The sequence below is a fragment of the Vibrio sp. 1288 genome (assembly GCF_033344475.1).
Map to the genome: position 1 here is coordinate 30322 of NZ_JAWPOX010000031.1, position 26145 is coordinate 56466.

The 26145-nt window shown below is 54.9% G+C and carries 27 protein-coding genes; 10 read left to right on the forward strand and 17 right to left on the reverse strand.

The features are described 5' to 3' along the window. Nucleotides 1–99: 99 nt before the first annotated feature. The 9 genes from R8O11_RS19275 to R8O11_RS19315 all read right to left on the reverse strand — a co-directional run bounded on the left by R8O11_RS19275 (nucleotide 100) and on the right by R8O11_RS19315 (nucleotide 7793). Nucleotides 100–1611, reverse strand: coding sequence for a UvrD-helicase domain-containing protein (locus R8O11_RS19275; protein WP_000811656.1), 1512 nt, complete (start codon nucleotides 1609–1611; stop codon nucleotides 100–102). Nucleotides 1612–1619: 8 nt separating this feature from the next. Further along, nucleotides 1620–1898, reverse strand: coding sequence for a hypothetical protein (locus R8O11_RS19280; protein ID WP_000101263.1), 279 nt, complete (start codon nucleotides 1896–1898; stop codon nucleotides 1620–1622). Next, nucleotides 1898–2938, reverse strand: coding sequence for a DNA-binding protein (locus R8O11_RS19285; protein WP_000101568.1), 1041 nt, complete (start codon nucleotides 2936–2938; stop codon nucleotides 1898–1900). Before R8O11_RS19285 ends, R8O11_RS19280 begins: the two co-directional genes overlap by 1 nt. Nucleotides 2939–3099: 161 nt before the next feature. Next, complete coding sequence (locus R8O11_RS19290; protein ID WP_001097010.1) at nucleotides 3100–3975, reverse strand: DNA replication terminus site-binding protein; 876 nt, start codon at nucleotides 3973–3975, stop codon at nucleotides 3100–3102. 326 nt (nucleotides 3976–4301) lie between these two features. After that, nucleotides 4302–4793, reverse strand: a complete 492-nt coding sequence (locus tag R8O11_RS19295; RefSeq protein ID WP_000139717.1) for a hypothetical protein — start codon at nucleotides 4791–4793, stop codon at nucleotides 4302–4304. Beyond that, nucleotides 4790–5659: a 3'-5' exonuclease gene (locus R8O11_RS19300; RefSeq protein WP_000997323.1), complete on the reverse strand. Its 870-nt coding sequence runs from the start codon at nucleotides 5657–5659 to the stop codon at nucleotides 4790–4792. The genes R8O11_RS19295 and R8O11_RS19300 overlap by 4 nt, the downstream gene beginning before the upstream one ends. A 4-nt stretch (nucleotides 5660–5663) precedes the next feature. After that, nucleotides 5664–6674: a tyrosine-type recombinase/integrase gene (locus tag R8O11_RS19305; RefSeq protein ID WP_000543934.1), complete on the reverse strand. Its 1011-nt coding sequence runs from the start codon at nucleotides 6672–6674 to the stop codon at nucleotides 5664–5666. A 2-nt stretch (nucleotides 6675–6676) separates the two neighbouring features. Continuing rightward, entirely contained in the window at nucleotides 6677–7213 is a 537-nt protein-coding gene (locus tag R8O11_RS19310; RefSeq protein ID WP_000949433.1) for a hypothetical protein, read from the reverse strand. Between the two features lie 298 nt (nucleotides 7214–7511). Beyond that, nucleotides 7512–7793 carry a hypothetical protein gene (locus R8O11_RS19315; RefSeq protein ID WP_000575657.1) on the reverse strand — a complete coding sequence of 94 codons (282 nt, stop codon included), beginning with the start codon at nucleotides 7791–7793 and terminating at the stop codon, nucleotides 7512–7514. A 209-nt stretch (nucleotides 7794–8002) separates the two neighbouring features. Here R8O11_RS19315 and R8O11_RS19320 point away from each other — a divergent pair, with 209 nt between their 5' ends. After that, on the forward strand, nucleotides 8003–8665 hold the full coding sequence (locus R8O11_RS19320; protein WP_015063586.1) for a hypothetical protein: 663 nt from the start codon (nucleotides 8003–8005) through the stop codon (nucleotides 8663–8665). Between the two features lie 15 nt (nucleotides 8666–8680). Here R8O11_RS19320 and R8O11_RS31825 read toward each other — a convergent pair whose 3' ends face one another. The 8 genes from R8O11_RS31825 to R8O11_RS19365 all read right to left on the reverse strand — a co-directional run bounded on the left by R8O11_RS31825 (nucleotide 8681) and on the right by R8O11_RS19365 (nucleotide 17496). Next, nucleotides 8681–8896 carry a hypothetical protein gene (locus R8O11_RS31825; RefSeq protein WP_000254804.1) on the reverse strand — a complete coding sequence of 72 codons (216 nt, stop codon included), beginning with the start codon at nucleotides 8894–8896 and terminating at the stop codon, nucleotides 8681–8683. Nucleotides 8897–8983: 87 nt separating this feature from the next. Next, nucleotides 8984–9133 carry a hypothetical protein gene (locus R8O11_RS31830; protein ID WP_001326395.1) on the reverse strand — a complete coding sequence of 50 codons (150 nt, stop codon included), beginning with the start codon at nucleotides 9131–9133 and terminating at the stop codon, nucleotides 8984–8986. A 170-nt stretch (nucleotides 9134–9303) separates the two neighbouring features. Continuing rightward, complete coding sequence (locus tag R8O11_RS19330) at nucleotides 9304–9726, reverse strand: hypothetical protein (RefSeq protein ID WP_001165345.1); 423 nt, start codon at nucleotides 9724–9726, stop codon at nucleotides 9304–9306. Beyond that, nucleotides 9716–13969, reverse strand: a complete 4254-nt coding sequence (locus tag R8O11_RS19335) for an RHS repeat-associated core domain-containing protein (RefSeq protein ID WP_001257735.1) — start codon at nucleotides 13967–13969, stop codon at nucleotides 9716–9718. Before R8O11_RS19335 ends, R8O11_RS19330 begins: the two co-directional genes overlap by 11 nt. Nucleotides 13970–14101: 132 nt before the next feature. Then, entirely contained in the window at nucleotides 14102–14827 is a 726-nt protein-coding gene (locus R8O11_RS19340) for a hypothetical protein (RefSeq protein ID WP_000988731.1), read from the reverse strand. Between the two features lie 113 nt (nucleotides 14828–14940). Continuing rightward, nucleotides 14941–15315: a hypothetical protein gene (locus tag R8O11_RS19345; protein WP_000868820.1), complete on the reverse strand. Its 375-nt coding sequence runs from the start codon at nucleotides 15313–15315 to the stop codon at nucleotides 14941–14943. Between the two features lie 642 nt (nucleotides 15316–15957). Beyond that, nucleotides 15958–16962: an IS110-like element IS4321 family transposase gene (locus R8O11_RS19360; RefSeq protein ID WP_000427623.1), complete on the reverse strand. Its 1005-nt coding sequence runs from the start codon at nucleotides 16960–16962 to the stop codon at nucleotides 15958–15960. Between the two features lie 99 nt (nucleotides 16963–17061). Continuing rightward, the gene (locus R8O11_RS19365; RefSeq protein WP_000414383.1) at nucleotides 17062–17496 is read right to left on the reverse strand and encodes a mercury resistance transcriptional regulator MerR; all 435 of its coding nucleotides are present in this window, start codon (nucleotides 17494–17496) and stop codon (nucleotides 17062–17064) included. 71 nt (nucleotides 17497–17567) lie between these two features. On the opposite strand from R8O11_RS19365, the gene R8O11_RS19370 reads away from it, so the two are divergent. The 9 genes from R8O11_RS19370 (at nucleotide 17568) to R8O11_RS19415 (ending at nucleotide 26029) form a co-directional block, all read left to right on the forward strand. Then, nucleotides 17568–17918 carry a mercuric transport protein MerT gene (locus R8O11_RS19370; protein ID WP_001294666.1) on the forward strand — a complete coding sequence of 117 codons (351 nt, stop codon included), beginning with the start codon at nucleotides 17568–17570 and terminating at the stop codon, nucleotides 17916–17918. A 15-nt stretch (nucleotides 17919–17933) separates the two neighbouring features. Beyond that, nucleotides 17934–18209, forward strand: a complete 276-nt coding sequence (gene merP / locus R8O11_RS19375) for a mercury resistance system periplasmic binding protein MerP (RefSeq protein ID WP_000732290.1) — start codon at nucleotides 17934–17936, stop codon at nucleotides 18207–18209. A 71-nt stretch (nucleotides 18210–18280) separates the two neighbouring features. Continuing rightward, nucleotides 18281–19966: a mercury(II) reductase gene (gene merA / locus R8O11_RS19380; RefSeq protein ID WP_000149288.1), complete on the forward strand. Its 1686-nt coding sequence runs from the start codon at nucleotides 18281–18283 to the stop codon at nucleotides 19964–19966. A 14-nt stretch (nucleotides 19967–19980) separates the two neighbouring features. Beyond that, nucleotides 19981–20619, forward strand: coding sequence for an organomercurial lyase MerB (gene merB / locus R8O11_RS19385; protein ID WP_000761850.1), 639 nt, complete (start codon nucleotides 19981–19983; stop codon nucleotides 20617–20619). A gap of 111 nt (nucleotides 20620–20730) precedes the next feature. Continuing rightward, nucleotides 20731–21096 carry a mercury resistance co-regulator MerD gene (gene merD, locus R8O11_RS19390; protein ID WP_000995361.1) on the forward strand — a complete coding sequence of 122 codons (366 nt, stop codon included), beginning with the start codon at nucleotides 20731–20733 and terminating at the stop codon, nucleotides 21094–21096. Beyond that, the gene (gene merE / locus R8O11_RS19395; RefSeq protein WP_001087810.1) at nucleotides 21093–21329 is read left to right on the forward strand and encodes a broad-spectrum mercury transporter MerE; all 237 of its coding nucleotides are present in this window, start codon (nucleotides 21093–21095) and stop codon (nucleotides 21327–21329) included. The genes merD and merE overlap by 4 nt, the downstream gene beginning before the upstream one ends. After that, on the forward strand, nucleotides 21326–22315 hold the full coding sequence (locus R8O11_RS19400) for a DUF3330 domain-containing protein (protein ID WP_001276635.1): 990 nt from the start codon (nucleotides 21326–21328) through the stop codon (nucleotides 22313–22315). The genes merE and R8O11_RS19400 overlap by 4 nt, the downstream gene beginning before the upstream one ends. A gap of 183 nt (nucleotides 22316–22498) precedes the next feature. Next, nucleotides 22499–23059 carry a recombinase family protein gene (locus R8O11_RS19410; RefSeq protein ID WP_034064682.1) on the forward strand — a complete coding sequence of 187 codons (561 nt, stop codon included), beginning with the start codon at nucleotides 22499–22501 and terminating at the stop codon, nucleotides 23057–23059. Between the two features lie 3 nt (nucleotides 23060–23062). Beyond that, nucleotides 23063–26029, forward strand: a complete 2967-nt coding sequence (locus tag R8O11_RS19415; protein ID WP_034064681.1) for a Tn3 family transposase — start codon at nucleotides 23063–23065, stop codon at nucleotides 26027–26029. Nucleotides 26030–26145 lie beyond the last annotated feature (116 nt).

The following is a 26145-nucleotide window of genomic DNA, read 5'->3' on the forward strand; positions in this document are numbered from 1 at the left end:
TAGAGGTGGGAGGCGTGAAATTAGGCAGGTGTAAGCGCCCATTTAGGGCGCTTAGAGCGTTTTATTTGTCAACTTTCACATGTGAAAGAATTGACCAAACTATTTGGTCGTGTCCTCTTCAACTTCTGTCGCTTCTGCGGCCATCTTCATCTGCTTCTCGACCATGCGTTTTTGGGTGATGTAGCGGATAACCATCTCGACAGCGCTGTTCAACGCAAGGATTCGCATCGCTCTGGTGGATGCAACGTAGAGCAGGTTTATTTCATCGTCACGGGCCATTGGGTCGAGCTCTGGGTCCAGGACATCCGGAAAGTCGTCATAGAGCTGAACAAAGTCCCACTCCAACCCTTTGCACCGATGAGCTGTTGAGACCGTAATGTCAGCCCCAAACTCTTCTTTGACTGTATTGCGTCGTAGAGTGGTGAGTCGTTCAGGGATTTCATCGTAGCTGTTGATGATCTTGACAGCCCTCATCATCTCAGGGTCTTTGGTCGCCTTCGCTACTTCTTGATACTCGAAGTAGTCTTCATACTCATCAAGCAGTTTCTTATTCTTTACCCGGTCTGGCTCTGCCATCGAAAACCAGTACAAATCCTGGAGCTCATTGATCTGGTAAGCGTCGATTCCACCGACCCAGAATACCTGCGCTCCGGATTCGGTCGCAGAGAGCGCCGTCTCTATAACCCCCATGACGGTTCGGTGAAGTATTGCGCGGTGGCCCACGTCACCTGGTAAAAACATGAGTACCTGATCTGCTGGTCCCCGGCCAACAACAGGTCGTGTTTCACCTTTGAGTTCAAGAAGGGCGTTTGCCACCAGCGAAACGTTGGGGCCAAAGCGGAAGCTATGAGTGAGATAGAGTTGGTCGGCGTTCATGAGCTCTTTGCTATCAAGGGCGTTGTTTGCGCCTCTGAACCTATAGATCTGCTGGTGGCGATCTCCAACCAGGATTACCTTGCAGTTCTGCTGTAGGACGATGCTACTTGTTACGGGGTTAGCGTCTTGTGCTTCATCAAAAAGAATGGTGGTGTACCGGCGAGACAGATTCGGCATCCCGAGCTGATACTGTTTGAGGTAGCAATCGTGTACGGTCGGGAACGGATCTTGAACGTTTGTCATCCGTTTCCATATGAGCTCAGCACCTTCGACCACCTGGATTTGGTATCTCTCCTGTTTGGACGTAAGCACTTTACCCGTATCGGCGCGAGCAAAATGCGTATAAAGAATCCGCATGTCTGCACTACACATAAAGGCGTTGAGCGTATCGAGAATATCTTTGGCAAACGTCCAGTTCTTGGTATTCACCGCTTGGGCAATATCGGTGAGCCTTAGGTTGCCGGAGAGTTTGTGCTGGTAGCCCCTTCCTATAGTGGCGTAGGCAAGCTGGTGGGACGTTTTGCAGTCTACGTTTGCAGGAAACTTTTCTCTTGCCTCGTCGCGGATAGCCCTGTTGTATGCCAAGTAGAGGATACGTGAATCGAGGTTGTTGTGGGCGTACTTCACCAGTGTCGTGGTTTTACCCGTTCCAGCGTAGGCCTTAACGACAAGGCGAGGCCCTTTGTACTGAGTGATCAGTGATTGTTCTGGTGTGTCAGGAGGAAGTTGTTTCATGAGGCCCCCTACGACAAACACATCTGGAGAGTGATGCGCTTCTTTTGTGTCGAGAGGAACGTACTGATCCGCTTTTCTTCTCGGGGGAGGGATACTTCACAATCCAGATCTGTCCACCAGTCTGGGGCTTTACCTTGAGCCACCTCCGTAACCCAACTATGGAGACGGTGTAACCAGCGATAGTCGCCAATAGATGAGGTGGCTAGTGTCATAGCCTCCTCAATCTTGGTTTGAAGAGCCGCAGCTCTGTGTCGCCACTCTTCTGAATATTTAGCCTTTCGCGCCATCAGTTTTCCTCTTTCTTTTTCCCTCCCTTACCAGCTTTAGCGAGCTCTTGCTCCAACCCAGAAATTTTGGTCAGTGCATCATTGAGTCTTTGTTCGAGGCTCTTGGCCTGCTGGTCTTTTTCCTGCAACTGACCAGCCATCATGCCTTTGTCTTGAACAAGAGCGCGAGCTTCTGCTTCGGCGCTGGATAATTTGGCGTCCAGCTTTTCTACCTCTCCAGATAGGCGCTGGCACTCTCGTTCAGCGGATTCGCCATGAGCTTTGGCTGTGGCAAGGGAGTCCTGTGATTGGGCCAGTTTGGCCTGTACATTTTCGAGCTGCTCTTTCAACGATGTTTTTTGTTCCTGAGCGGCCCGGAGCTTTTCTGTCTGCTCTATACTCTTGCCTTTTTGCTCCTCCAACTCACCCTCTGTAGTTGCCAATTTTTGGCTCAAAGAGCGATTTTCGCTTTTAGCTTGCTCCAGGTGATCCTGTGCTCGGGTCAGATCTGCGGCTTTCGCCTCCAGCTTGCCCTCCAACTCAACGATCCGCTTTTCCAGCTTATCAATGTCAGCCAGTGAGCGTTCTAGCTCCGCAGACTTGAGGGATAGCGAGTTTTCTGCCTTACCAAGGGCCGCATCGAGCTCTGATTTTTTGTTGGTGAGAGCTTCAAGTTGTTCCTCCAGTAGCTCAGCCCGTTCGGTGGCATCATTTGCCATGTCCACGGCTTGCTGCATATCTTCCTGGTACTCAATTTCTTTCTGTCGTAGCAGTTCACGCTCGCGCTCAAGCTGTTCATCGGCGCTTGCTTTGGCTACCGTATAGATCTTCTGTAGGAAGAGCTCAGCATCGCTCATAACCGATTCTGGAAGGACTACCTCTACCAGCTCTTCATCGAGGGAGTGTTCCTCTGACCACTGTTTGAGATACGTTGAAATGGTGGTAAAGCTCCCCTTGCCAATGATGTCTCTGATAGCGATGACCGTTGGGCGTTTACCGGCGTCCTTGAGCTTTTGGGCCGCAGCCGCTACATCGTCAAACTCAACCAATTTTCTTGCCATGAGAACGTTCCTTTTAATTTGTAATGTTTACGATAATTACGATAATTACGATAATACGGTAATTATCATAATTATATATCATGCTGCTGTCGATTGGAATTGTTTGTGTGGGACAAAGCCCTTCCGGCTGCGGAAAAGCCTTGTTACGCGGTCACGCTGATTCATCCAGGGAAGGATTCGATAGTGACTCCACCGAAGGTGCCAAGGATTTCCGATGCCGCTTTATCAGATCGAGTTTTGCGTTGTTCTGAGGCGTCAAAGTTACGAAGCAATTTGAGCTGAACATCCTTATCCTGGAGCACGATCAGGGGCATTGGCGCGGTAACGGTTTTGAGTACCCCTGCGGCCATGACGTTTGCCACCGGTTGAACCTTTACTTCCCTTCGCTCCCGGAGATAAGGCTCCGGGGTGCTGGCGATCTTCTGGATAAGCTGCTCCAGGGGAAGTTGATAGTCTGGCCCAGATCGCTCCAGCTCCTCTCTGATGCGTTGCAAAAGCTCCTCTTTTACGGGCTTCTTCAAGGAGTCCTTCCGTTGCCAGGTGAAGCGGATAGAGTCGATGTCGCCATTGGTATAGCACCGAATTTGTCTGTAAAGGTGGAGAGTCATGACACCAGGGCAGTCCGCTCGAAGTGCTTCAAACCTCTCTTGCCTGGTGGGGTACGTCGAGATAATGAACTCCTCGATACCAGCTTTGGCCGCGTTGATGCGTTCAACCGTCGCCGCAATTTCGTCAGCTACACCAATCCTGGAAGGGGAGAACCAGAGTACCCCCACGGTGCGCCTGGCAGACTTCTGCGAATAGTCTGGGTTGATGTGAAGATCTCTGTAGCTGTGCGCTGCCAGCTCAAGAGCTTCGCGCCCAGTTTGTTCAGTTACGACAATCTTGTTGACGGGCTCGTTCTCCATTCCTTTTCCGGTAGGAGGGATGGCCGCAACTTTTGCGTACCGTGGCGGTAGTCGTTTGATAAGAGAGGACAGGTTCGTTAAGTCGCGGCACATGGCCGAGAATTGTTCTGATATGAAGTTTTTAGCCATGCTGCCGCCTATGTGTGGGTTTGTTCTAACAGTTCATTGGTTACATAGTAGACAGATTTAGACCATCATGCAACGAGGGGGAGGGGCAAGAATACGCCTCCGCTTCGCGTCGGCGGGTGCCCTGTTTGACCTTCGTGTGTGAGATTAGATTGAGAAAGAGAGAGAAAAAGAGAGAAAAAGAGAGAAAGAAGAAAAGCGCGGGGCAAGCCAGAAATGTGGCTGAGGGGGACTGCTGGGGTGGGGCTGGCACCCTCTATACCCCACTTTGCATGATGGTCTAACTTTGTGGTTATAGGACGACTTTTAGAGTGCCTAGATTTGCTCGATTAGGACAAATTTCGGTCCATCCACGCTGATTGGCGTAGCAGCGCGATGGCATCAGAAGGGGTAACTTTCCATGCGTTGGAAAGCTGGCGAACTGCGAAGACTGCGAGCTCCATTCGGTCGTCATCATTGATGAAATTCTGGAGCTGGTTTCCTCGCTCACTAAGGATGATCGCAACACCGGCCTTGCCGTTGTTGTAAACCGCAAAGCTCTTATTCTTCGCGTCGCCGTGATAGGAACCCTCAGCCTTGCTACGCAAACCAAAGAGAACGCTGCAAAACGCCGTCAGTTCGCCGCGAGTGAGCTGCACCGTGATCTTGCTTTTCCAGTCTGGGCTGGACCCCGATGCCCTGATCGGCGCAATCTCGATGCTGACCGTAGGATATTCACCTCTGGTTAGCGTGTGTTGCACATTCAGGCCGGTGCGTTTCGCGGGGTCCTTCTGCCAGTCTGAGAAAAATTTGAGACTTTCGCCGTAGGATTGTTCTGTCATTCCAAATTACCTTTGCTTTGAAGCTCCTGGAGCTGGACCACGAGGTCACGTTGGACTTTGGCTATCTCTGTCACCAAGTCGGCGGTGGCAATAGCGTCGGTCGCTGCTGAATGGGCTCGACCTTTCCAGCTCACACCTGCCTCGCAGGTGGCATCCGCAAGTGAGATTGTGCCGTGCCGGTTGGTTGAGCCAAAGGCATCAGCCGCCAGCTTCATCGCGCACAGACAGTTCTGCTCTTGCCACCAAGAGAGTTGGTCTCCAAATGCACTGGCTGTTTGCCTCAACATCCTACTGTCGAAACTGGAGTTAAATATCACCAGATGACGGCCCGACAAAAGCCGGGCGAGAGCTGGCGCAACTTGAGTCCACGTAGGCTCATTCGACAGCTCAGTCTCGGTGATGCCATGAACACCCATTGCCTGAGGGTCTATTTCCACGGTTGGCCGTAATCTGGTGCAGAGGAGAACCGCGCCTCTGATGTCAGTAACAGCCAGCTCGATCACCTGGTCTCTTTCACCAAGTCCGGTCGTCTCGGTATCGAGAACCAGAGGTTCCAGAGCGACCCACCTTTGTGCCATGACAGAGGCCTTTGCCAGGTTGCTACGCATTCTTGCCTTGACCGAAAGGATGGATTGCGCCCTTATTTGCTTTTGTGATGCCGGTGAACAACCCCTTCTCCGCATTGGTTGGCAATCTGCTATCCGGTACACTCCAAATTGGCCACCATACCCGTTTTTGTAGAACGAAACTGGCTCTACTCCTGGCTTAGGCTTCATCCTAAATTCGTCCCTGAGCCGTCCTTTTGAAAAGCACCTATCGGCTTTCATGGCTTCGGCTCTGGCAAGTTCGAGTTCTTCATCATTCATGCTGTTAATCCGCTATATCGAGGCGTTGGCTCGCTCTCTTCAAACGCTCATCGCCGCGTCTGTCATATTTCTGGGTAGTTGCAATGCTTGAGTGGCCCATTGCGTCCTTCACGGTCACAATATCCTCACCGTTATCCAGCATCGAGGAGGCAAAGGTGCGTCGCAGGTCATGGGGCGCAAACATCTCCAGACCGGCTTCAACTCTTCTGGTCTCCAAGATGTGGTAGATGGCCTGATCCGACATCCGCTCTCCAGTCACATCATCAAACCGCCTGATCCTCGGGAATAAAGGCCCTTCATGCGTTCCTCGAACCTCTTCAACCCACTTATCCAGTCTTTTCCATGCGCCACCAGGCACATACGCCATTCTCTCTTTGTTGCCCTTGCCAAGAACCTTGAGAGCGCGGTCCTTGTAGATCATGCTTCCCATGTCCAGCGCAACGATTTCCGAGCGGCGCAAGCCACACCCGAGGAGCACCCCGAGAATGGCCGCATCCCGAAGCCCTTTGGCGCTTGAATCACTTTCACATGTGAAAAAGAGGCTGCGAATCTCATGGCGTTCAAGTGCCCGCCCTTTAGGAAGTCGAGATCCACGTACTGAACGGACTTGCTTAATGTGCTGGAAGCTATCCGTATCAATTTGCTTCATCGTCCAGGCTTCAAGAGCCACCCCTTTGAGCGCTGACAGGTAGGTGTTGATCGTTGCCGGAGCCTTCCCTGCATCCCCCAGCATTTCCAGCACCGCCAATATGTGGTGCCGCCTCATTGAGCTCCATGCACAGTCACGAAGGTTCTGAAACCCGATCATCTTGGCGACAATGTTGAGGAATGAGCTCATGGTCTGCCTGCTTCGCTTTGACCCGAGGCTCACCAGATAGGCGACGGCGGGGTTGTCCTGGATGTTCCGGAGCGAGCTCGATGACGGCAACAGTTCACCGCGAATGCTTTGTTCTGCCGGAACATTTACTTTCGCATGTGAAACTAGCTCTTCCTTGTCATTGTTTGTGTCGTGCAAAGTTACCTCCTAAGCCCGACCGCAACGAGAAGAAAATCCCATATTTTGAGGTGAAGAGGTAGTTCCTCCTCCATATGTTGCGTTTCGTAGCTTTGCATCAGTGGTTCAAACTTGGTTGGATTGCACAGCAATTCGTAAACTGTTCGGTTGGGCTTGGTGATCGGCTTATTCGGAGTGAATCCATGTTTGTTCTGGAGGTACAGCGCTACCGCGCCACTTCTGGATTCTCCGTAATAGCAATGAACGAAGATCTGATCGATACCGCTACCAACCAATCCATCCAGGAAGGTGGACAGCTTTTCAGCCTGGGATGAGTCAATGTAAGAGGCGTAATTCATCCGGAACGCTGCCTTCATCGTGTGGATGGTGTTCTCAGAATAGCCGCCGTCATAGAAGCTATCGCGGTACAACTGCCCCCACTGTCCGAGAGCGGCAGGGGACTTGTCTGGGTCAGTTATGGAGATCATGGCCGCACCGGGAACCGGCTCCAGTCTTTCGGCCTCCGCTTGACTAATGAAAAAGACTTTTTTGCTAAGCATGTCCCATCATCCCCTTACAAGGATGTGTTGCGAGTAGCTCACGCGCCTGACTTTGCCCCTCTTGAGTATCTACAGGAGCGGTCGTATACACACCTCCATGCCGCAAGTCCACAATACTGGTCCGACAGCAAGAACCTACGTTCTGAACTTTATTGTCCGAATCCAAACCAGCAAAAGTATGGCACGGTCCAGGGAATGGTTTCCTGCAAATAGAGCAGCGCTCAAAGTTCTTATCGAGGATTCTCTTTAAAACTTTCTCAAATTTGTTTTTGTTTAACATCGAGTTCTCCACACAAAGTTACTGGCCGAGCATCCCAGCCAAGGTGGTCTGCTGGCCTTCGCTACAAGGTGCAAATCCGGCAAAAGCACCGGCATTAACCTTGAGCTCATCAAAGCGTCCATCGGTGTCCCGGTAGTACACCTTACGTTTTCCAATTCCACCTTCGAGGTTTGCGGCCAACCAGGCGATCACTGCATCAGCATCGTTCGTAACTGATGCTCCCTGATCCAGATCGATAAGTACCAGGTGGGTGTCCGTCTGGAGTGCCACTTCAAAGGTCGCTCTTACATCAAAAATCACTGGTCGCGCTCCTTGTAAAAAGTGGGCATTCAGCACCACCTATCCTATTCCAAAAACTCTACTTTTTCAAAGATACATTTTAATAAGTAGAACAACAGCAAGAAGAACTTAAATTTATTTACCGTAATTATCATAATTACGGTAATACGGTAATACGGTAATTTTACAGATTTAGATGGAATGGTATAAGATGTCTCGCTGGAACATACTTGCTGAAAAAACGCTTAACAACGATAGTGAAAACATCATGTACAGGTGCGAGAGATAATATGTATAAGAGCCTTGAAGATCTGATGGCGGGTATTTACGAGATGGCAGCGCCAGATGGCATCATCTGTAACGAGGTTTCCAAATTCCTTGCGGCCAACCAGGTCAAGCCGGAAGACATAAGCTCTGGGATCTGGTTTTTCCTGTGGCTGAAATCAGCTCCCAAGGATGCGAAGCCAATCCAAAAAGAAATCCCCGGATTTGGAGTTGTTCTCAACATGCCGACTTATGGCGGAACGCTCAACGAAGCAATCACAGGGTTGATCGAGAACGAGTGCCGTCAAATAGAGCTCGCTGAGGGACATCCGAGCCTTGAGGCTTGGGTTGAATCAGTATTAGCCGGTCGAGATGACGGAGAGGAAAATGAAGCTGCGGCCAATATCGTGGATCTGCTTAATGGGTGTCACGACCTACTGGATACAGCAATAATCAATTACCTTTTTAAGGTGGGAAAAATCAACGAGCAAGAGATTTTGTCGCTCATCTATTATGGAGAGCTATGTGACCACTCTCTTGTCGGTACGCCTTTTTCAACGTTACATATCCCGAGTGAAAATAACGTCCACGAACGTAACATCATCCCCATTAAAAAAGGAGCCAGTTAGGCTCCTTTTTGTTACTCAGGGTTTGCTTTGAGAAACAACTTCATTCCAAGTATGCAGCACCTTCGATAGGTGCTGATGCTTTCTGGTGAAGTCCTTATCATCCAAGAGTGCTTTAAATGGCGCGTTCAGGTCACTGCATGTGACGTTCTTGCCGATCACAGACAGGGTATCCTGGAGTGATCCACCAGCAGCATCAAGCCCCATTCTATCGACGGTCTCACTACTCACCATTGCCTGGACAACATTGGTGAATGCCTTTGAGTTGAGCTGCTCAACGCTCAGGGCTGTATTGCATTTCTGCTCAACCGCTTGCTTGTACTAGATGGTGTACTTTGCAGTGATAGGTGACATGGTGTTCATCGCAAGTATGTATGCGTCTACCTCACTGGTCGGTAATGTCGCGGCGTAGACTGACGAGCATGATGCGGCTGCGGCCATTATCAAAGTTATTACCTTCTTATTCTTCATTTCTCTGAAATCCCCCTTTAAAATATGGAGCTACAACTCATTTGTACCAATCATAATACTATTGATTTCCAAAAGTATCTCTCTCTACTGACTCTATGATGGCTCGCCTTCCAAACACTTGGCCGCTGGCGTCGGTTAGCTAGACTAACACCAGCGTATTCAATGAATAACTAGCCAAAAACCTTTATCAATTCTTTAATTGTTCTGGCAGACTCCATTTCCTCCATAATCTTTTCAATTCCGACGCCGGAATCCAAATTACTTCTGTACTTTTTAGCCAAATCACAAAGTTCAGATTTTAACTCCTTGCAATCCAGATTAGAGATAAGAACAGCATTGAAATTAGCCTTAAACAGTCGAGAACCATACATCACAATTTCTACAGGCCAGTACCAGAATGGACTTAGCGGCTTGTAGCTCGCAACCTCGTCTATTTTGTAGTGACGACCTTCCGAATCATAAATGTCCATCAGCTCAAAATAACCGTTCCTCAAAGACTGAATAGTACATTTCCCGAACTCGGATTCTGATGCCACTACGAAGAGCGACCTTTTCTTGCTGCTCACAAGCAGCGCTGGAAATTCAATTTGCACAACCGCATCCCTCATCATTTATTGAATCAGCTAAACCACCACTAACAGGAGAGGCTTGAGCTACTTTTGCCCATTCAGGCGTCCCGTGCCACCAACGACCAAATGCGCTATATGGGGTAGGTCCATTGCCGTGAATGTTTTGGTGAATATCTCTTGGAATGGACTTCAAGTTCCAAGGATGGTTTTTTATTGAGTCAGGAACATATTTGCCAAACTTGCCATTTCTCTGAATAGCCCAATGGTGAAGCTCATTACCTCGTGGAACCCCTTGAACTTTCCTTACTCTGGGTGAGACATTGCTCCATTTTTGGCTTAATTTGAACCACGATTTACCGGAGCTGGCATGTCTGAAAACTCCTGACGCCCAGCCGCCACCTATAGCCCCAATCGCTCCGGCGATTCCAACTTTTGACCAACTAACACATTTCCAACTCCCATTATTTTCGATTAGTTGGCTAAGTAGCTCCAACCCAGCTCCAATACCTGCACCAACAAACGCAAATTCACCCGTCGGGTCGGTATTGGACATAGGGTTTCCATGCACATACCCGTAGGTGTTTACTCCATCGATCAGGCCAAGAGGGTCGCTGGTAATGTACCGCCCGGTCGCTGGGTCGTAGTAACGCCGCCAGTTGTAGTGGAACCCGGTCTCCGCGTCGTAATACTGTCCTGGGAATCGCAGGTTGAAGGTTGGCCCCTGGATGATGATGCTGGCCTTACCGAACGGGCTGTAGCTCGCCTTCCAAACGACTTGGCCGCTGACGTCGGTCAGTGCCTTCGGGGTGCCCAGGTGATCGACGTGGACTTGGTAGGTCTGTCCTGACTGAACAAAGCCCAAGGGTGTCCCATCGAGCCAGATGTACTCCGCCAGCACGTCTCCAGTGGCCGCGTCCAGCTCCTCGATGAGGTTTCCTGCCAGGTCGTAAACCAGCAGCCGGGTATGCCCGTTTAGGGTCTTGGTTACACGCTGATCCAGATGGTTGTATGTGTAGCTTACAGTCACTCCCGCGACCGTTGCGGCCACCAGCCGGTTCTGGCTGTCATAGGTGAAGGTATCCGCCCCCTGCTTCGTCAGGTTGCCATTGGCGTCATAGCTTCTGGAGGTTTGCCCGGCCTTCACCAACCAGTTGTTCATGTAGTTGATGGTGTAGCTTTGGCTCAGGCCATCGGTCGTGATCGAGGTCCTGTTGCCGGTGGCGTCATAGCCATAGCCCAAAACGCCATAGATCCCCTCAGCAGAGGTGATGCGGCCAACCGCGTCATAACCGAGTGACTGATTGACTGATGAGCTGAGATTGTCGTCTATGGCTGAAATCAACGAGTCTGGCGTGTACCGATAGACCAGCGAATGCACCCTAGCAGCGTCGATGCCGGTGACACGGTAATCGAGATCCAGAGTGCGGCTTTCTGAAATGCCGTTCCCTCTGACCATACTGGTGACGGGGCCAAAGGGCGCTCGCTCAATCTGGCTTGCCAGGTTTGTTGTGGTGCCTGCTTGTGTCGTTGTCACCTCGATGACGTCACCGGCTGAGTCACGGGTGTAGGAGACCTCACGGCCACTGGGATACGTGATCTTCGTGACGAGGCCTGCACCATCGTATTGGTACTGGGTAGTCAGGCTCTGCCCGTGGGTTTCCCAGGTTTCGTAAGCCAGCCATCCTTCGGGGGTGTAGCCAAATCTCCGGACACCGTTGCCATCATCGACTGAGGTCAAGCGGCCTATGCCGTATGGTGAGGTTGCTTCGTCGTACCCGTACAGAATTGGCGATTCGCCAGCGACATCGCTGGAGGTTTCGATGATCCGGTTCAGCGCGTCATAGCTGTAGCTTGTGGTTTGCCCCTTGGCCGTTTTGCGCGTTGCCACGTTACCGGCTTCGTCATAGGTAATGTCGGTGGTGCCGGTGTCCGGGCTCCGGACCTGGGTCACTTCGCCAAAGCCGTTGTAGCTGTAGTAGGTCAGGCGCGAACGAGGGTCGGAGACACGGTAAACATCGCCGGTATCCTTGTAGAGCACCTGCGTGACCTTCCCGAGGGGATCGGTCGTTTGTGTCCGGTGATGGAAGCCGTCGTACTTGTAGGAGTGTGTGTTACCAGAGGGACTGGTCTCCTGTATCAGGTTTGCCACCACATCGTAGGAAAACGATGACTGATTGCTATAGGCGTCGGAGACACTGGAGAGCCAGCCGATTTCGTTGAAGATCCGGCGCTCTATCCAACGGGTCTGGCCCAGCGCATCGAGCAGTCGCTCTTCTACTGGGTTCCCGAGGTCATTGAGCTCAAGCTCGCGCCGGTTGCCCTGTGCATCTGTTTCCGCCACCAGCCGATGTGCAGCGTCGTACTCATAGCTGACGGTTGCACCATTTGGCTTGGTCAGCGAACTCAGGAGGCCCACAGCATCATAGTTGTAGACCGTGGTTCCTTCTGGCCCAGTGGAGCTGACAAGTCTTCCTCTGGCGTCATAGGTGAGGGTTTGGGTTACACCATTGACACCCTGAATGGTCCCGGCGCGACCGTTCGCGTCGTAGTCACCAAACTGCGTCACCTGCCCCAGCGCGTTCGTTGTCCGGATCAGGTTGCCCTGGTCATCGTAGTCAAATGTCGTAACATCGCTGACGTCGGTGCGCGGACCATCAACCGAGGCCAACAGGCTCGGCTTTCCTGTACCAACAGGGGCATAGGTGTAGGTCCATGTCCGGGAAGCGCCCGAGCTGCGATCAGTGACCTTGCGGCTTATCACCCGGAGATGAGTGTCGTAGGTGAGCTCAGTGATCCTGGTTGGTTCTGTGATTTTTGCCGGGAGCGACTTGGAAGGAAGCCAGTCGGTCGTAACCTTACCCCCGTCCTGGTCTATCTGGGTGGTTTCCAATCCCCGGTCGTTATGGGTGAACGTGCGCTTCTGCCCAGCGCGGTCAGTAATGCTGGAGACGAGGCCTTTGCTGTCGTAGACGTAGGTTTCCTTGCCGCCCACAAAGCCGGTACACGGCGCACCCTCAACCACATCAGGCTTGAGCATCCCATTGTGGCGACTGTAGGTGTATCGCTGAACGTGGCCGAGGGCATTGGTGACAGAGACGCTTCCGTCAGCGTTGTAGCTTACCTGAGTTTTCTCTGCGCCCCCGGCGTGTTCGCTTAGAACCGCTCTCCCCTGAGTATCATATCCCCATGTGGCGAAACGGTTGCCGTTCTCGTCCACCAGCCCAGAGAGCAAACCCGGTGCATTCGGGTCATCGTAGAGATAGCTGCGGCTCGTATTGTCCTGGTAGATCACTTCCGCCAGCTTGCCAGCGCTGTTGTACTGGTACTGAATACTGCCACCAGCAGGATCGGTGACACTGACCATGCGGCCATCTTGATACTGGAACTGGATGGTGCGGCCAAAGCCGTCAGTGATCGAGGATAGCTCTCCGTTCAGATAGCTCAGGGTGATGTGATTGCCGTTGGGCTTCTCGATGCCGGTCAGTCGTCCGGTTTCATCATAGGCCTCGACTACCCCGTCAGATTGAGTGTAGCGCCAGCCGGTAGCATCCTTCGTCAAGGTATCATCGGTTTTCCATGTTGGCACCCAGACAGAGGACGAGTTGTAGAACGCGAGTTGTTGCCCTTCTGGCCGGTGCAGGACAACCATGTTCTCACCGTACTTCGAGGCGTTGACCTCGACGCTCCGCGAGTAGGTATGCCGCCAGCCGCCGAGCTCTTCATCAGGAAGGTGGCTATTGTAGTATCTGGTGAATGTGAAAGGGTCGGAGCCTCCGCTTTGATAATCCAGTTCAGCCTGGAACTTGTTGCCGGTGCCAAGATGGATAGGGTTCCCTACACACATGGTCGTTGTTGGTAAGCCGAGATCCCTGTCCAGGAACGGTGTTTTATCCATCTCACCCGGCAGAACATAGGTTGAGCGCCAGTAGACCGTAGCTGGGTCGCCAGTGCAGGTAGTGGGGTCATAATCGCCAGTAGCACCTAGATACTTAAAACAGATCCTGGAGACATAACGGCCATCACCATAACTGGCAACCGGATAAAGCGCATCCCCAACTGGCGTTCCCTTCCCTTGCTCCTCACCAGAGCGATAATTCTTCATGAAGGAATGCGCGTCTATGATGGTGTTGAAGCGCATTTTGTCTACTTCGGTGCTCACGGCTACAACCCGCCATTGTGCAAAAGCAACGCATGGCAAAGTTGCGAGCACCACAACGGCCAATGACCGCAGGTTTCGCATCAGTAAAAGGGAAGGTCTCGATCTCATTTACAGCTCCAGTTTTTATGCTGGAGCTATTTTCAGGTGGGAGAGTCGTTATCAACGACTGCGTTATTGCCCTTTTAGGGTATGAATACGTGATTTGGAGAGGTTGTGTATTCAGAACAAATGAGAAGCAGGTTACTCATTTCGCTCAAACACTGTGACAAGAACACGTTTTTGGTTGTCGTCGTTGATCACCATCAGGTACTTGAACTTGGAATCTCTATGGCCCCAGACTTCCACGTTATCTACGCGGCCATACTTTCTGGCTTTATGGCGAGCCACTTTCTCGTCAAAGGGCTGAACCTGTAACTCTGGATGCTGGAGGCGGCCAACAAGTGAGGCCCACGGTTTTTTAGGGTCTCCAGAGGTTATCCGGGCCTGATACTGATCGATGGCATGTTGAGTAACCAGGACGGGGCCAATGGCAGGTGTAGATATTTCGTCATGGGTCTGGGTATAGGCTTGCTTGTCCACATCGAGGAGCTCAATGTTGCCCTCTCCCGGCTCATCCATAAACTCCATGCTCTGCGAGACTTCAATAGTAGCGCCCTTTAAACGCCCAGTGAGGCAAGCCGCAAACTTGAAAGCAAAAGCCTTGGTGGATTTGCCCAGCGCCAGCTTCTTGATTGCACCTTTGGATACCACCAGCTTGTAACCAGCACCAGCACCTGGCTCTCTGCAAAAAACCTGTTTGTCCAGCGCCAGATAGCGAATGGCTACGAGCTCAGCCAAAAGATCCGCTTCTTCGTGGTCAAAATCAATATGGACATCAAGGATGCCTTTCCGTTTTGTACCAACGCGCCAGAATACAAGGGCTGAATTATTTGAAGTTTTCTTCGAGACGGTAGTCAATGTCATCATGGTCTATTTCTCCATTGTCGGGATAATGGTCGGCATCGCCGCCAGCCCCCCTATTCGTTTGGGTTCATTTAGATGCTATCACGGGTTTTAAAAATGCAACCCCTAGTGTCACTCTATTTATGGTCCCATGTATTTTTATAAGCTCGGGCTAGGCGTTTCTCGATCACTTCTGACAAACTGCAACCATCGACTTCTGACAACCGCTTCAAAATCCTGTGGGCTTTATCGCTTATAGTTATGCTTTTACCAACACCATATCCCCTTCTGCGACGTTGCCTAATTGATGTCCCGAGTTTATTGATTTGCTCTGCTGTCAGGTATTTATTAATCCATTCAGTGAGTTCTGATGGTGATCGCCCTATGCTGTTCAGGCTGTCCACGGCTTCAAGTTTCTTATCGAATGGGACGTCACGCCAGAAAGCTGGGCGCGAAGCAGCTCTGAGGAGATAGATCGCCGTAGCCTGAGCATCTTCATTGGATACTTTCAAAAAATCACCTTTTCCGTTACATGTCACACTTACCTTATCGTGACATGTAACACCTCAAACTGCAAGTATAAAAAAAGGCCAGCTATTGCTGGCCTTTACGTTCATTGTCGCAGTTACTCTTTAGGCGTTGTGATGCTTTTTTTCCTTCTGTTTCTCATGGTAGAGATACAGACTGCCGCCAGTGACGACAGTGAAAAAAATGAGCAACCCCAACATGCCTAATGTGAAAGCGTCCATTTGACCCCCTTAGGAATTGCTGACCTTGGTTAAGATTATACCATAGATCCACAGGATAACCCCAATGACCAACACCAAACCGGCTTCTTTGACGGTTATAGTGTCCCCAGATACAGCCAATCCTACAAGGGGTCGTCTCAGAAAACGGAATCTATGGTCACTCCCGTTTTTGCAACACCGATTTTGACGACAAGTTGGCTTGCTTGAATCTATCCGGCGTCTGAATGGGATTTTATTCCCGCGCCTCGATGAGTTCCGCGCCTGATGAACCTCCAGAAAATATACGGCTTCAATGAGCCTTTCCGTTTTACAGGTTCCTCAACAGGCCGGTGGGCCGTTAGTATCATCAATATCAGTATTCGCAAAACCAGATCAGTAATTCTTTAAACCGGTGTATTTCTGCCGTTATGCTACATAAGTTTGCTGTCGTGCCGTTAGGGCCCAGGCTATTCTGGCCAGCTTGTTTGCCAGAGCACAAGTGACGACAAAGTTGCTTTTCCGGCACAGTAAATCCCTGACCCAATCGGCCAATTTGCCAGACTGGTGTTCCAGTTTTTGTATGAATACCCTGGCACACTGAACCAACAAAGTTCGGATCTTTTTATTACCTCGCTTACTAATTCCCAGCAATGTCGTCCTACCTCCCGTGCTGTACTGCCGAGGTACAAGCCCTGTTGCCGCCGCAAAGTCACGGCTGCTGGCGTACTGCTTCCCGTCGCCAATCTCAGTTGAAATAGTACTCGCTGTCAGTGTTCCGACGCAGGGAATGCTCAGCAAGCGCTGTCCAACCTCATCTTCGTCCAACTTTCGTTTCAACTGGGATTCCAGATCTTTAATCTGCTCAACAAGATAGTGATAATGCTGTTGTAATTTCAGCAATAACTGGCTGAGGTAAAGAGGCAAACTATTATCCTCAAGAATGGTACTCAGTCGGCTAATAACGGCAGCTCCTCGGGGAACGCTAATGCCAAATTCCAGCAGAAAAGCATGCATTTGATTGGTTGTTTTCACCTTATCCTGAACCAGGGATTCACGGACACGATGCAGAGCCCGCATTGCCTGCTGAGATTCCGTTCTGGGCTGCACAAAACGCATAGACGGACGCGATGCAGCTTCACAAATAGCTTCGGCGTCGACAAAGTCGTTTTTATTGCTTTTAACGAACGGGCGGACAAATTGTGGTGATATCAGCTTTGGGGAATGCCCCAACTCTTCCAACTTGCGTGCCATAAAGTGAGAACCGCCACAGGCTTCCATTGCGATGGTTGTAGCGGGGCATGTCGCCAAAAATTCGATCAACTTTGGCCGGGTAAATTTTTTACGGTAAACAGCCTTCCCGCGACGATCCTGGCAATGAATATGGAAAGAGTTTTTACCCAGATCGATACCAATGAGCGCAATGTTTTCCATGATAGTTCTCCGAATGAAAGCCTGTCCTCAGCATAGTACCGGGAAGGAGGGAGTGACCATCTCATTAAATAAAGCACGCTAAGGCGTAACTACCCTCGGCTACACCGCGTCGGCACCACGCGGCTCTTTCTCCCCTTGCAGCGAAGCAATCAGCGGGCAAGAAACGTTCCCTTGCCGCGCATGGCAGGCGAACACAAGTTCGGATAGCACGGTTTCCATGCGCGCCAGGTCGGTCATTTTTTCGCGCACGTCCTGAAGCTTGTGCTCGGCCAGGCTGCTGGCTTCCTCGCAGTGGGTGCCGTCATCCAGCCTCAGCAGCTCTGCGATCTCGTCGAGGCTGAATCCGAGCCGCTGGGCTGATTTCACGAAGCGCACCCGCGTCACATCCGCCTCGCCATAGCGGCGGATGCTGCCATAGGGCTTGTCCGGCTCCGGCAACAAGCCCTTGCGCTGATAGAACCGGATTGTTTCCACGTTGACCCCGGCCGCCTTGGCGAAAACGCCAATAGTCAGATTCTCCAAATTTTTTTCCATATCGCTTGACTCCGTACATTGGTACGGAAGTAAGCTTAAGCTATCCAATCCAGATTTGAAAGGACAAGCGTATGTCTGAACCTCAAAACGGGCGCGGGGCGCTCTTCACTGGCGGGCTAGCCGCCATCCTCGCCTCGGCTTGCTGCCTGGGGCCGCTGGTTCTGATCGCCCTGGGGTTCAGCGGCGCTTGGATCGGCAACTTGACGGTGTTGGAACCTTATCGCCCGATCTTCATCGGCGCGGCGTTGGTGGCGCTGTTTTTCGCCTGGCGGCGCATCTACCGACCGGCGCAAGCCTGCAAACCAGGGGATGTGTGTGCGATTCCCCAAGTGCGCGCTACTTACAAGCTCATTTTCTGGGTCGTGGCCGCGCTGGTTCTGGTCGCGCTCGGATTTCCCTACGTCATGCCATTTTTCTATTAATCACAGGAGTTCATCATGAAAAAACTGTTTGCCTCTCTCGCCATCGCTGCCGTTGTTGCCCCCGTGTGGGCCGCCACCCAGACCGTCACGCTGTCCGTACCGGGCATGACCTGCTCCGCTTGTCCGATCACCGTTAAGAAGGCGATTTCCAAGGTCGAAGGCGTCAGCAAAGTTAACGTGACCTTCGAGACACGCGAAGCGGTTGTCACCTTCGATGATGCCAAGACCAGCGTGCAGAAGCTGACCAAGGCCACCGAAGACGCGGGCTATCCGTCCAGCGTCAAGAAGTGAGGCACTGAAAACGGCAGCGCAGCACATCTGACGCCCTTGTCTGCTACCACAAACGAAAAAGGATCTGTCGCATGACCCATCTAAAAATCACCGGCATGACCTGCGACTCGTGCGCGGCGCACGTCAAGGAAGCGCTGGAAAAAGTACCCGGCGTCCAATCTGCCATAGTGTCCTATGCCAAGGGCGCGGCCCAGCTCGCCCTTGATCCAGGCACAGCGCCGGACGCACTGACCGCCGCCGTGGCTGGCCTGGGCTACAAAGCGATGCTCGCCGATGCCCCGCCGACCGACAACCGCACTGGGCTGTTCGACAAGGTGCGCGGCTGGATGGGTGCCGCCGACAAGGGCAGCGGCGGCGAGCGCCCGTTGCAAGTCGCCGTGATCGGCAGCGGTGGAGCCGCGATGGCGGCAGCACTGAAGGCCGTCGAGCAAGGCGCGCAGGTCACGCTGATTGAGCGCGGCACCATCGGCGGCACCTGCGTCAACGTCGGTTGTGTGCCGTCCAAGATCATGATCCGCGCCGCCCACATCGCCCATCTGCGCCGGGAAAGCCCATTCGACGGCGGCATGCCACCCACACCGCCGACGATCTTGCGCGAGCGGCTGCTGGCCCAGCAGCAGGCCCGTGTCGAAGAACTCCGTCATGCCAAGTACGAAGGCATCCTGGACGGCAATTCAGCCATCACCGTTCTGCACGGTGAAGCGCGTTTCAAGGACGACCAGAGCCTTATCGTTAGTTTGAACGAGGGTGGTGAGCGCGTCGTGATGTTCGACCGCTGCCTGGTCGCCACGGGTGCCAGTCCGGCCATGCCGCCGATTCCGGGCCTGAAAGAGTCACCCTACTGGACTTCGACCGAGGCCTTGGTCAGCGACACCATTCCCGAACGCCTAGCCGTGATCGGCTCGTCGGTGGTCGCGCTGGAACTGGCGCAAGCCTTCGCCCGGCTGGGCAGCCAGGTCACGATCCTAGCTCGCAACACGCTGTTCTTCCGCGACGACCCGTCCATCGGCGAGGCCGTCACAGCGGCCTTCCGTGCCGAAGGGATCAAGGTACTGGAACACACGCAAGCCAGCCAGGTCGCGCATGTGAACGGCGAATTCGTGCTGACCACGGGACACGGTGAAGTACGTGCCGACAAGCTGCTGGTCGCTACCGGACGGACACCGAACACGCGCAGCCTGGCACTCGACGCGGCGGGAGTCACCGTCAATGCGCAGGGTGCCATCGTCATCGACAAGGGCATGCGCACCAGCACGCCACACATTTACGCGGCCGGCGACTGCACGGACCAGCCACAATTCGTCTATGTGGCGGCAGCGGCCGGCACCCGTGCCGCGATCAACATGACCGGAGGGGATGCTGCCATCAATCTAACCGCGATGCCGGCCGTGGTGTTCACCGATCCGCAAGTAGCAACCGTGGGCTACAGCGAAGCGGAAGCGCATCACGACGGGATCGAAACCGACAGTCGCACGCTCACGCTCGACAACGTGCCGCGTGCGCTTGCCAACTTCGACACACGCGGCTTTATCAAGCTGGTCATCGAGGAAGGTAGCGGACGGCTCATCGGCGTGCAGGTCGTCGCCCCGGAAGCCGGCGAATTGATCCAGACGGCTGTTCTCGCCATTCGCAACCGCATGACGGTGCAGGAACTGGCCGACCAGTTGTTCCCCTACCTGACGATGGTCGAGGGGCTGAAGCTCGCGGCGCAGACCTTCACCAAGGATGTCAAACAATTGTCCTGCTGCGCAGGATGAAAGGAGATGGAACCATGAAGCTCGCCCCATATATTTTAGAACGTCTCACTTCGGTCAATCGTACCAATGGTACTGCGGATCTCTTGGTCCCGCTACTGCGGGAACTCGCCAAGGGGCGTCCGGTTTCACGAACGACACTTGCCGGGATTCTCGACTGGCCCGCTGAGCGAGTGGCCGCCGTACTCGAACAGGCCACCAGTACCGAATATGACAAAGATGGGAACATCATCGGCTACGGCCTCACCTTGCGCGAGACTTCGTATGTCTTTGAAATTGACGACCGCCGTCTGTATGCCTGGTGCGCGCTGGACACCTTGATATTTCCGGCGCTGATCGGCCGTACAGCTCGCGTCTCATCGCATTGCGCTGCAACCGGAGCACCCGTTTCACTCACGGTTTCACCCAGCGAGATACAGGCTGTCGAACCTGCCGGCATGGCGGTGTCCTTGGTATTGCCGCAGGAAGCAGCCGACGTTCGTCAGTCCTTCTGTTGCCATGTACATTTCTTTGCATCTGTCCCGACGGCGGAAGACTGGGCCTCCAAGCATCAAGGATTGGAAGGATTGGCGATCGTCAGTGTCCACGAGGCTTTCGGCTTGGGCCAGGAGTTTAATCGACATCTGTTGCAGACCATGTCATCTAGGACACCGTGATCGGATATCGACCCAATGTTCTACGGCACCGGCATCGGATTCGCAGCGCGCGGATTGAACTCGGCGAAACGGTATATGCATTGCCGTGAACCGACCAAAAGGAGGTGTTCGATGAACGCCTACACGGTGTCCCGGCTGGCCCTTGATGCCGGGGTGAGCGTGCATATCGTGCGCGACTACCTGCTGCGCGGATTGCTGCGGCCAGTCGCCTGCACCACGGGTGGCTACGGCCTGTTCGATGACGCCGCCTTGCAGCGACTGTGCTTCGTGCGGGCCGCCTTCGAGGCGGGCATCGGCCTCGGCGCATTGGCGCGGCTGTGCCGGGCGCTGGATGCGGCGAACTGCGATGAAACTGCCGCGCAGCTTGCTGTGCTGCGTCAGTTCGTCGAACGCCGGCGCGAAGCGTTGGCCAATCTGGAAGTGCAGTTGGCCGCCATGCCGACCGCGCCGGCACAGCATGCGGAGAGTTTGCCATGAACAGCCCCGAGCGCATGCCGGCCGAGACACACAAGCCGTTCACCGGCTACCTGTGGGGTGCGCTGGCGGTGCTCACCTGTCCCTGTCATTTGCCGATTCTCGCCATTGTGCTGGCCGGCACGACGGCCGGCGCGTTCATCGGCGAGCACTGGGGTATTGCAGCCCTCACGCTGACCGGCTTGTTTGTCCTGTCTGTGACGCGGCTGCTGCGGGCCTTCAGAGGTCGATCATGAGCGCTTCCCAGCCAATTGAATGGACAGTGGCGCAACTGGCGCAGGCGGTCGAGCGCGGGCAGCTTGAGCTGCACTACCAGCCGATTGTCGATTTGCGCAGTGAGCAGATTGTCGGCGCGGAAGCCCTGTTGCGCTGGCGTCATCCGACGCTCGGACTGTTGCCGCCGGGCCAGTTCCTGCCCGTGATCGAATCGTCCGGCCTGATGCCGGAAATCGGCGCATGGGTGCTGGGCGCAGCCTGCCGTCAAATGCGCGACTGGCGGGTGCTGGCATGGCAACCGTTCCGGCTGGCCGTCAATGTTTCGGCGAGCCAAGTGGGGCCAGATTTCGACAAGTGGGTAAAGGGCGTGCTGGCCGATGCCGGGTTGCCCGCCGCGTATCTTGAAATTGAGCTGACCGAATCGGTTGCGTTCGGTGATCCGGCGATCTTCCCCGCCCTGGAAGCTTTGCGACAGATCGGTGTGCGCTTCGCCGCCGACGACTTCGGCACCGGCTATTCCTGCCTGCAACACCTGAAATGCTGCCCCATCAGCACGCTCAAGATCGACCAATCGTTTGTCGCCGGACTCGCCAACGACCACCGCGACCAGACCATCGTGCGCACCGTGATTCAGCTTGCGCATGGGCTTGGCATGGAAGTAGTGGCCGAAGGCGTGGAAACATCGGCGAGTCTTGATTTGTTGCGACAAGCGGACTGCGACACAGGACAAGGCTTCCTGTTCGCCAAGCCGATGCCGGCGGCGGCATTCGCCGTCTTCGTCAGTCAATGGAGGGGTGCCACCATGAATGCAAATGATCCGACTGCCACCAGTTGCTGCGTGTGCTGCAAGGAAATCCCGCTCGATGCCGCCTTCACCCCGGAAGGCGCGGAATACGTCGAGCACTTCTGCGGGCTGGAGTGCTATCAGCGCTTCCAGGCGCGCGCCAAGACCGGGAGCGAAACCGATGCCGATCCGAACGCCTGCGACTCATCACTGTCAGACTGAGGCATACCCTAACTGGATGTCAGGCAAGGCCGCACCGCGCCGTCAGAATAGAGTCCGCTTTCACATTCTTTGACACATGCTTGCCAAGGTCATAGATTTCAGCCTGACAAATTCAAGGCTTCGGGCGCAATGGAACCAAAAACCAACGTAAGCCCTACCGCCCATCCAGCCTATGGAGGCATCTTGCAGGGACAACGCATCGGTTACGTCCGAGTCAGCAGTTATGACCAGAACCCGGAACGCCAACTTGAGCAGGTCGAGATCGGCAAGCTGTTCACCGACAAGGCCTCAGGCAAGGACACCCAGCGCCCGCAACTGGAGGCTATGCTCGGATTCGTCCGCGAAGGCGATACCGTGGTGGTGCACAGCATGGATCGCCTGGCGCGCAACCTCGACGATCTGCGCCGTCTGGTGCAAAAGCTGACCAAGCGCGGTGTACGCATCGAGTTCTTGAAGGAGGGGTTGGTGTTCACCGGCGAGGACTCTCCCATGGCCAACCTCATGTTGTCGGTCATGGGTGCCTTTGCCGAGTTCGAGCGCGCCCTGATCCGCGAGCGGCAGCGCGAGGGCATCGCCCTGGCCAAGCAGCGCGGTGCCTACCGGGGCCGCAAGAAAGCCCTCTCCGACGAGCAAGCCATCACGTTGCGGCAGCGGGCCGCTGCGGGCGAGCCGAAGGCTCAGCTCGCCCGCGAGTTCGGCATCAGCCGTGAAACCCTCTACCAGTACCTTCGCACGGACGACTGAACCATGCCGCGTCGCTCGATTCTCTCGGCCACTGAGCGAGACACCTTGCTTGCGCTGCCAGAAAGCCAGGATGACCTGATCCGCTACTACACCTTCAACGACTCCGACCTGTCGCTGATCCGCCAGCGGCGCGGCGACGCCAACCGCCTGGGCTTTGCGGTGCAGCTCTGCCTGCTGCGCTACCCCGGCTACGCACTGGGTACTGACAGTGAGCTGCCCGAGCCGGTCATCCAGTGGGTGGCCAAGCAAGTTCAGGCCGACCCGGCGAGCTGGGCGAAGTACGGCGAACGCGACGTGACTCGCCGCGAGCACGCCCAGGAACTGCGCACCTACCTACAACTGGCCCCGTTCGGCCTGTCCGACTTCCGCGCCCTGGTGCGCGAGCTGACCGAGTTGGCCCAGCAGACCGATAAGGGTTTGCTGCTGGCCGGCCAGGCGCTGGAGAGTCTGCGGCAGAAGCGGCGCATCCTGCCGGCGCTGAGCGTGATTGACCGGGCCTGCTCGGAAGCCATTGCGCGGGCCAATCGCCGGGTCTACCGCGCCCTCGTCGAACCACTCACGGACTCGCATCGGGCCAAGCTGGACGAGCTGTTGAAGCTCAAGGCCGGCAGCAGCATCACCTGGTTGACCTGGTTGCGGCAGGCCCCACTAAAACCGAACTCCCGGCACATGCTCGAACACATCGAGCGGCTGAAGACATTTCAGCTGGTGGATTTGCCCGAAGCTCTGGGCCGGCACATCCACCAGAACCGCCTGCTCAAGCTGGCCCGCGAGGGTGGGCAGATGACGCCCAAAGACCTCGGTAAGTTTGAGCCGCAGCGGCGCTACGCGACCCTGGCCGCCGTGGTGCTGGAGAGTACGGCGACCGTGATTGATGAGCTGGTCGATCTGCACGACCGCATCCTGGTCAAGCTGTTTAGCAGCGCCAAGAACAAGCATCAGCAGCAGTTCCAGAAGCAAGGCAAGGCGATCAACGACAAGGTGCGCCTGTACTCCAAGATCGGCCAGGCCCTGCTGGAGGCCAAGGAAAGCGGCAGCGATCCCTACGCCGCCATCGAGGCGGTGATTCCCTGGGACGAGTTCACCGAGAGCGTCAGCGAGGCCGAGCTGCTGGCCCGGCCGGAGGGCTTCGACCATCTGCACCTGGTTGGCGAGAACTTCGCCACCCTGCGCCGCTATACGCCGGCCTTGTTGGAGGTGCTGGAACTGCGCGCCGCCCCGGCTGCGCAAGGCGTGCTGGCGGCCGTGCAGGCCCTGCGCGAGATGAACGCCGACAACCTGCGCAAGGTGCCGGCCGATGCGCCCACCGCCTTCATCAAGCCGCGCTGGAAGCCGCTAGTGATAACCCCGGAAGGCCTCGACCGGCGCTTTTACGAAATCTGCGCCCTGTCCGAGCTGAAGAACGCGCTGCGATCCGGCGACATCTGGGTCAAGGGCTCGCGGCAGTTCCGCGACTTTGACGACTACCTGCTGCCGGCAGAGAGGTTCGCCGCGCTCAAGCATGCGCAGGCTCTGCCCCTGGCGATCAACCCGAACAGCAACCAGTACCTGGAAGAGCGCTTGCAGCTGCTGGACGAGCAGCTGGCCACCGTCACCCGCCTGGCCAAGGACAACGAGCTGCCCGATGCCATCCTCACCGAGTCGGGGCTGAAGATCACCCCACTGGATTCCGCGGTGCCCAATACCGCGCAGGCGCTGATCGACCAGACCAGCCAGTTGCTGCCGCGCATCAAGATCACCGAACTGCTGATGGACGTGGACGACTGGACGGGCTTCAGCCGCCACTTCACCCACCTGAAGGACGGTGCCGAGGCCAAAGACCGGACATTGCTGCTGTCAGCGATCCTGGGCGATGCGATCAACCTCGGGCTGACCAAGATGGCCGAGTCGAGCCCCGGCCTGACCTACGCCAAGCTATCCTGGCTGCAAGCCTGGCACATCCGAGACGAAACCTACTCGGCGGCCCTAGCCGAGCTGGTCAACCACCAGTACCGTCATACCTTCGCCGCTCACTGGGGCGACGGAACGACCTCTTCTTCCGATGGCCAGCGCTTCCGGGCGGGCGGTCGGGGTGAAAGCACCGGGCACGTCAACCCGAAGTACGGCAGCGAGCCGGGGCGGCTGTTCTACACCCATATTTCCGACCAGTACGCACCGTTCAGCACCCGCGTGGTGAATGTCGGCGTGCGCGATTCCACCTATGTGCTTGACGGCTTGCTGTACCACGAGTCCGACCTACGGATTGAGGAGCACTACACCGACACGGCTGGCTTCACCGATCACGTCTTCGCCCTGATGCACCTGCTGGGCTTCCGCTTCGCACCGCGCATCCGCGACCTCGGCGAAACCAAGCTGTATGTTCCGAATAGCGTCCAGGACTACCCGACATTGCGCCCAATGGTTGGCGGCACCCTGAACATCAAGCATGTCCGCGCCCACTGGGACGACATCCTGCGCCTGGCCAGCTCGATCAAGCAGGGCACCGTCACTGCCTCGCTGATGCTGCGCAAGCTCGGCAGCTACCCGCGCCAGAACGGTCTGGCCGTGGCCTTGCGCGAACTGGGCCGGATTGAGCGCACACTGTTCATCCTCGACTGGCTGCAAAGCGTAGAGCTACGTCGCCGCGTGCATGCCGGACTGAACAAGGGCGAGGCGCGCAACTCCCTGGCCAGGGCGGTGTTCTTCAACCGCCTCGGCGAAATCAGGGATCGGAGCTTCGAGCAGCAGCGCTACCGGGCCAGCGGTCTCAACCTGGTGACGGCCGCCATCGTGCTGTGGAACACGGTGTACTTGGAACGCGCCACCCAGGCGATGAGCGAAGCGGGGAAGTCGGTGGATAGCGAGCTGCTGCAATACCTGTCGCCGCTGGGGTGGGAGCACATCAACCTGACCGGCGATTATGTCTGGCGGCAGAGCCGCAGGCTGGAGGACGGGAAGTTTCGGCCGCTAAGGCTGCCCGGAAAACCTTAACGTACGATTTTTAATGAGATGGTCACTCCCTCCTTCCCAGTACTATGCTGAGGACAGGCTTTCATTCGGAGAACCATCATGGAAAACATTGCGCTTATTGGTATCGATCTGGGTAA

Bases quoted from the DNA above. Each gene is read 5' to 3' on its own strand.
- R8O11_RS19275 (WP_000811656.1), bottom strand. From the start codon at position 1,611: ATGAAACAACTTCCTCCTGACACACCAGAACAATCACTGATCACTCAG.
- R8O11_RS19280 (WP_000101263.1), bottom strand. From the start codon at position 1,898: ATGGCGCGAAAGGCTAAATATTCAGAAGAGTGGCGACACAGAGCTGCG.
- R8O11_RS19285 (WP_000101568.1), bottom strand. From the start codon at position 2,938: ATGGCAAGAAAATTGGTTGAGTTTGACGATGTAGCGGCTGCGGCCCAA.
- R8O11_RS19290 (WP_001097010.1), bottom strand. From the start codon at position 3,975: ATGGCTAAAAACTTCATATCAGAACAATTCTCGGCCATGTGCCGCGAC.
- R8O11_RS19295 (WP_000139717.1), bottom strand. From the start codon at position 4,793: ATGACAGAACAATCCTACGGCGAAAGTCTCAAATTTTTCTCAGACTGG.
- R8O11_RS19300 (WP_000997323.1), bottom strand. From the start codon at position 5,659: ATGAATGATGAAGAACTCGAACTTGCCAGAGCCGAAGCCATGAAAGCC.
- R8O11_RS19310 (WP_000949433.1), bottom strand. From the start codon at position 7,213: ATGCTTAGCAAAAAAGTCTTTTTCATTAGTCAAGCGGAGGCCGAAAGA.
- R8O11_RS31825 (WP_000254804.1), bottom strand. From the start codon at position 8,896: ATGGTGAGTAGTGAGACCGTCGATAGAATGGGGCTTGATGCTGCTGGT.
- R8O11_RS31830 (WP_001326395.1), bottom strand. From the start codon at position 9,133: ATGAAGAATAAGAAGGTAATAACTTTGATAATGGCCGCAGCCGCATCA.
- R8O11_RS19335 (WP_001257735.1), bottom strand. From the start codon at position 13,969: ATGAGATCGAGACCTTCCCTTTTACTGATGCGAAACCTGCGGTCATTG.
- R8O11_RS19340 (WP_000988731.1), bottom strand. From the start codon at position 14,827: ATGATGACATTGACTACCGTCTCGAAGAAAACTTCAAATAATTCAGCC.
- R8O11_RS19360 (WP_000427623.1), bottom strand. From the start codon at position 16,962: ATGGAAAACATTGCGCTCATTGGTATCGATCTGGGTAAAAACTCTTTC.
- R8O11_RS19365 (WP_000414383.1), bottom strand. From the start codon at position 17,496: ATGGAAAAAAATTTGGAGAATCTGACTATTGGCGTTTTCGCCAAGGCG.
- R8O11_RS19370 (WP_001294666.1), top strand. From the start codon at position 17,568: ATGTCTGAACCTCAAAACGGGCGCGGGGCGCTCTTCACTGGCGGGCTA.
- merP (WP_000732290.1), top strand. From the start codon at position 17,934: ATGAAAAAACTGTTTGCCTCTCTCGCCATCGCTGCCGTTGTTGCCCCC.
- merA (WP_000149288.1), top strand. From the start codon at position 18,281: ATGACCCATCTAAAAATCACCGGCATGACCTGCGACTCGTGCGCGGCG.
- merB (WP_000761850.1), top strand. From the start codon at position 19,981: ATGAAGCTCGCCCCATATATTTTAGAACGTCTCACTTCGGTCAATCGT.
- merD (WP_000995361.1), top strand. From the start codon at position 20,731: ATGAACGCCTACACGGTGTCCCGGCTGGCCCTTGATGCCGGGGTGAGC.
- merE (WP_001087810.1), top strand. From the start codon at position 21,093: ATGAACAGCCCCGAGCGCATGCCGGCCGAGACACACAAGCCGTTCACC.
- R8O11_RS19400 (WP_001276635.1), top strand. From the start codon at position 21,326: ATGAGCGCTTCCCAGCCAATTGAATGGACAGTGGCGCAACTGGCGCAG.
- R8O11_RS19415 (WP_034064681.1), top strand. From the start codon at position 23,063: ATGCCGCGTCGCTCGATTCTCTCGGCCACTGAGCGAGACACCTTGCTT.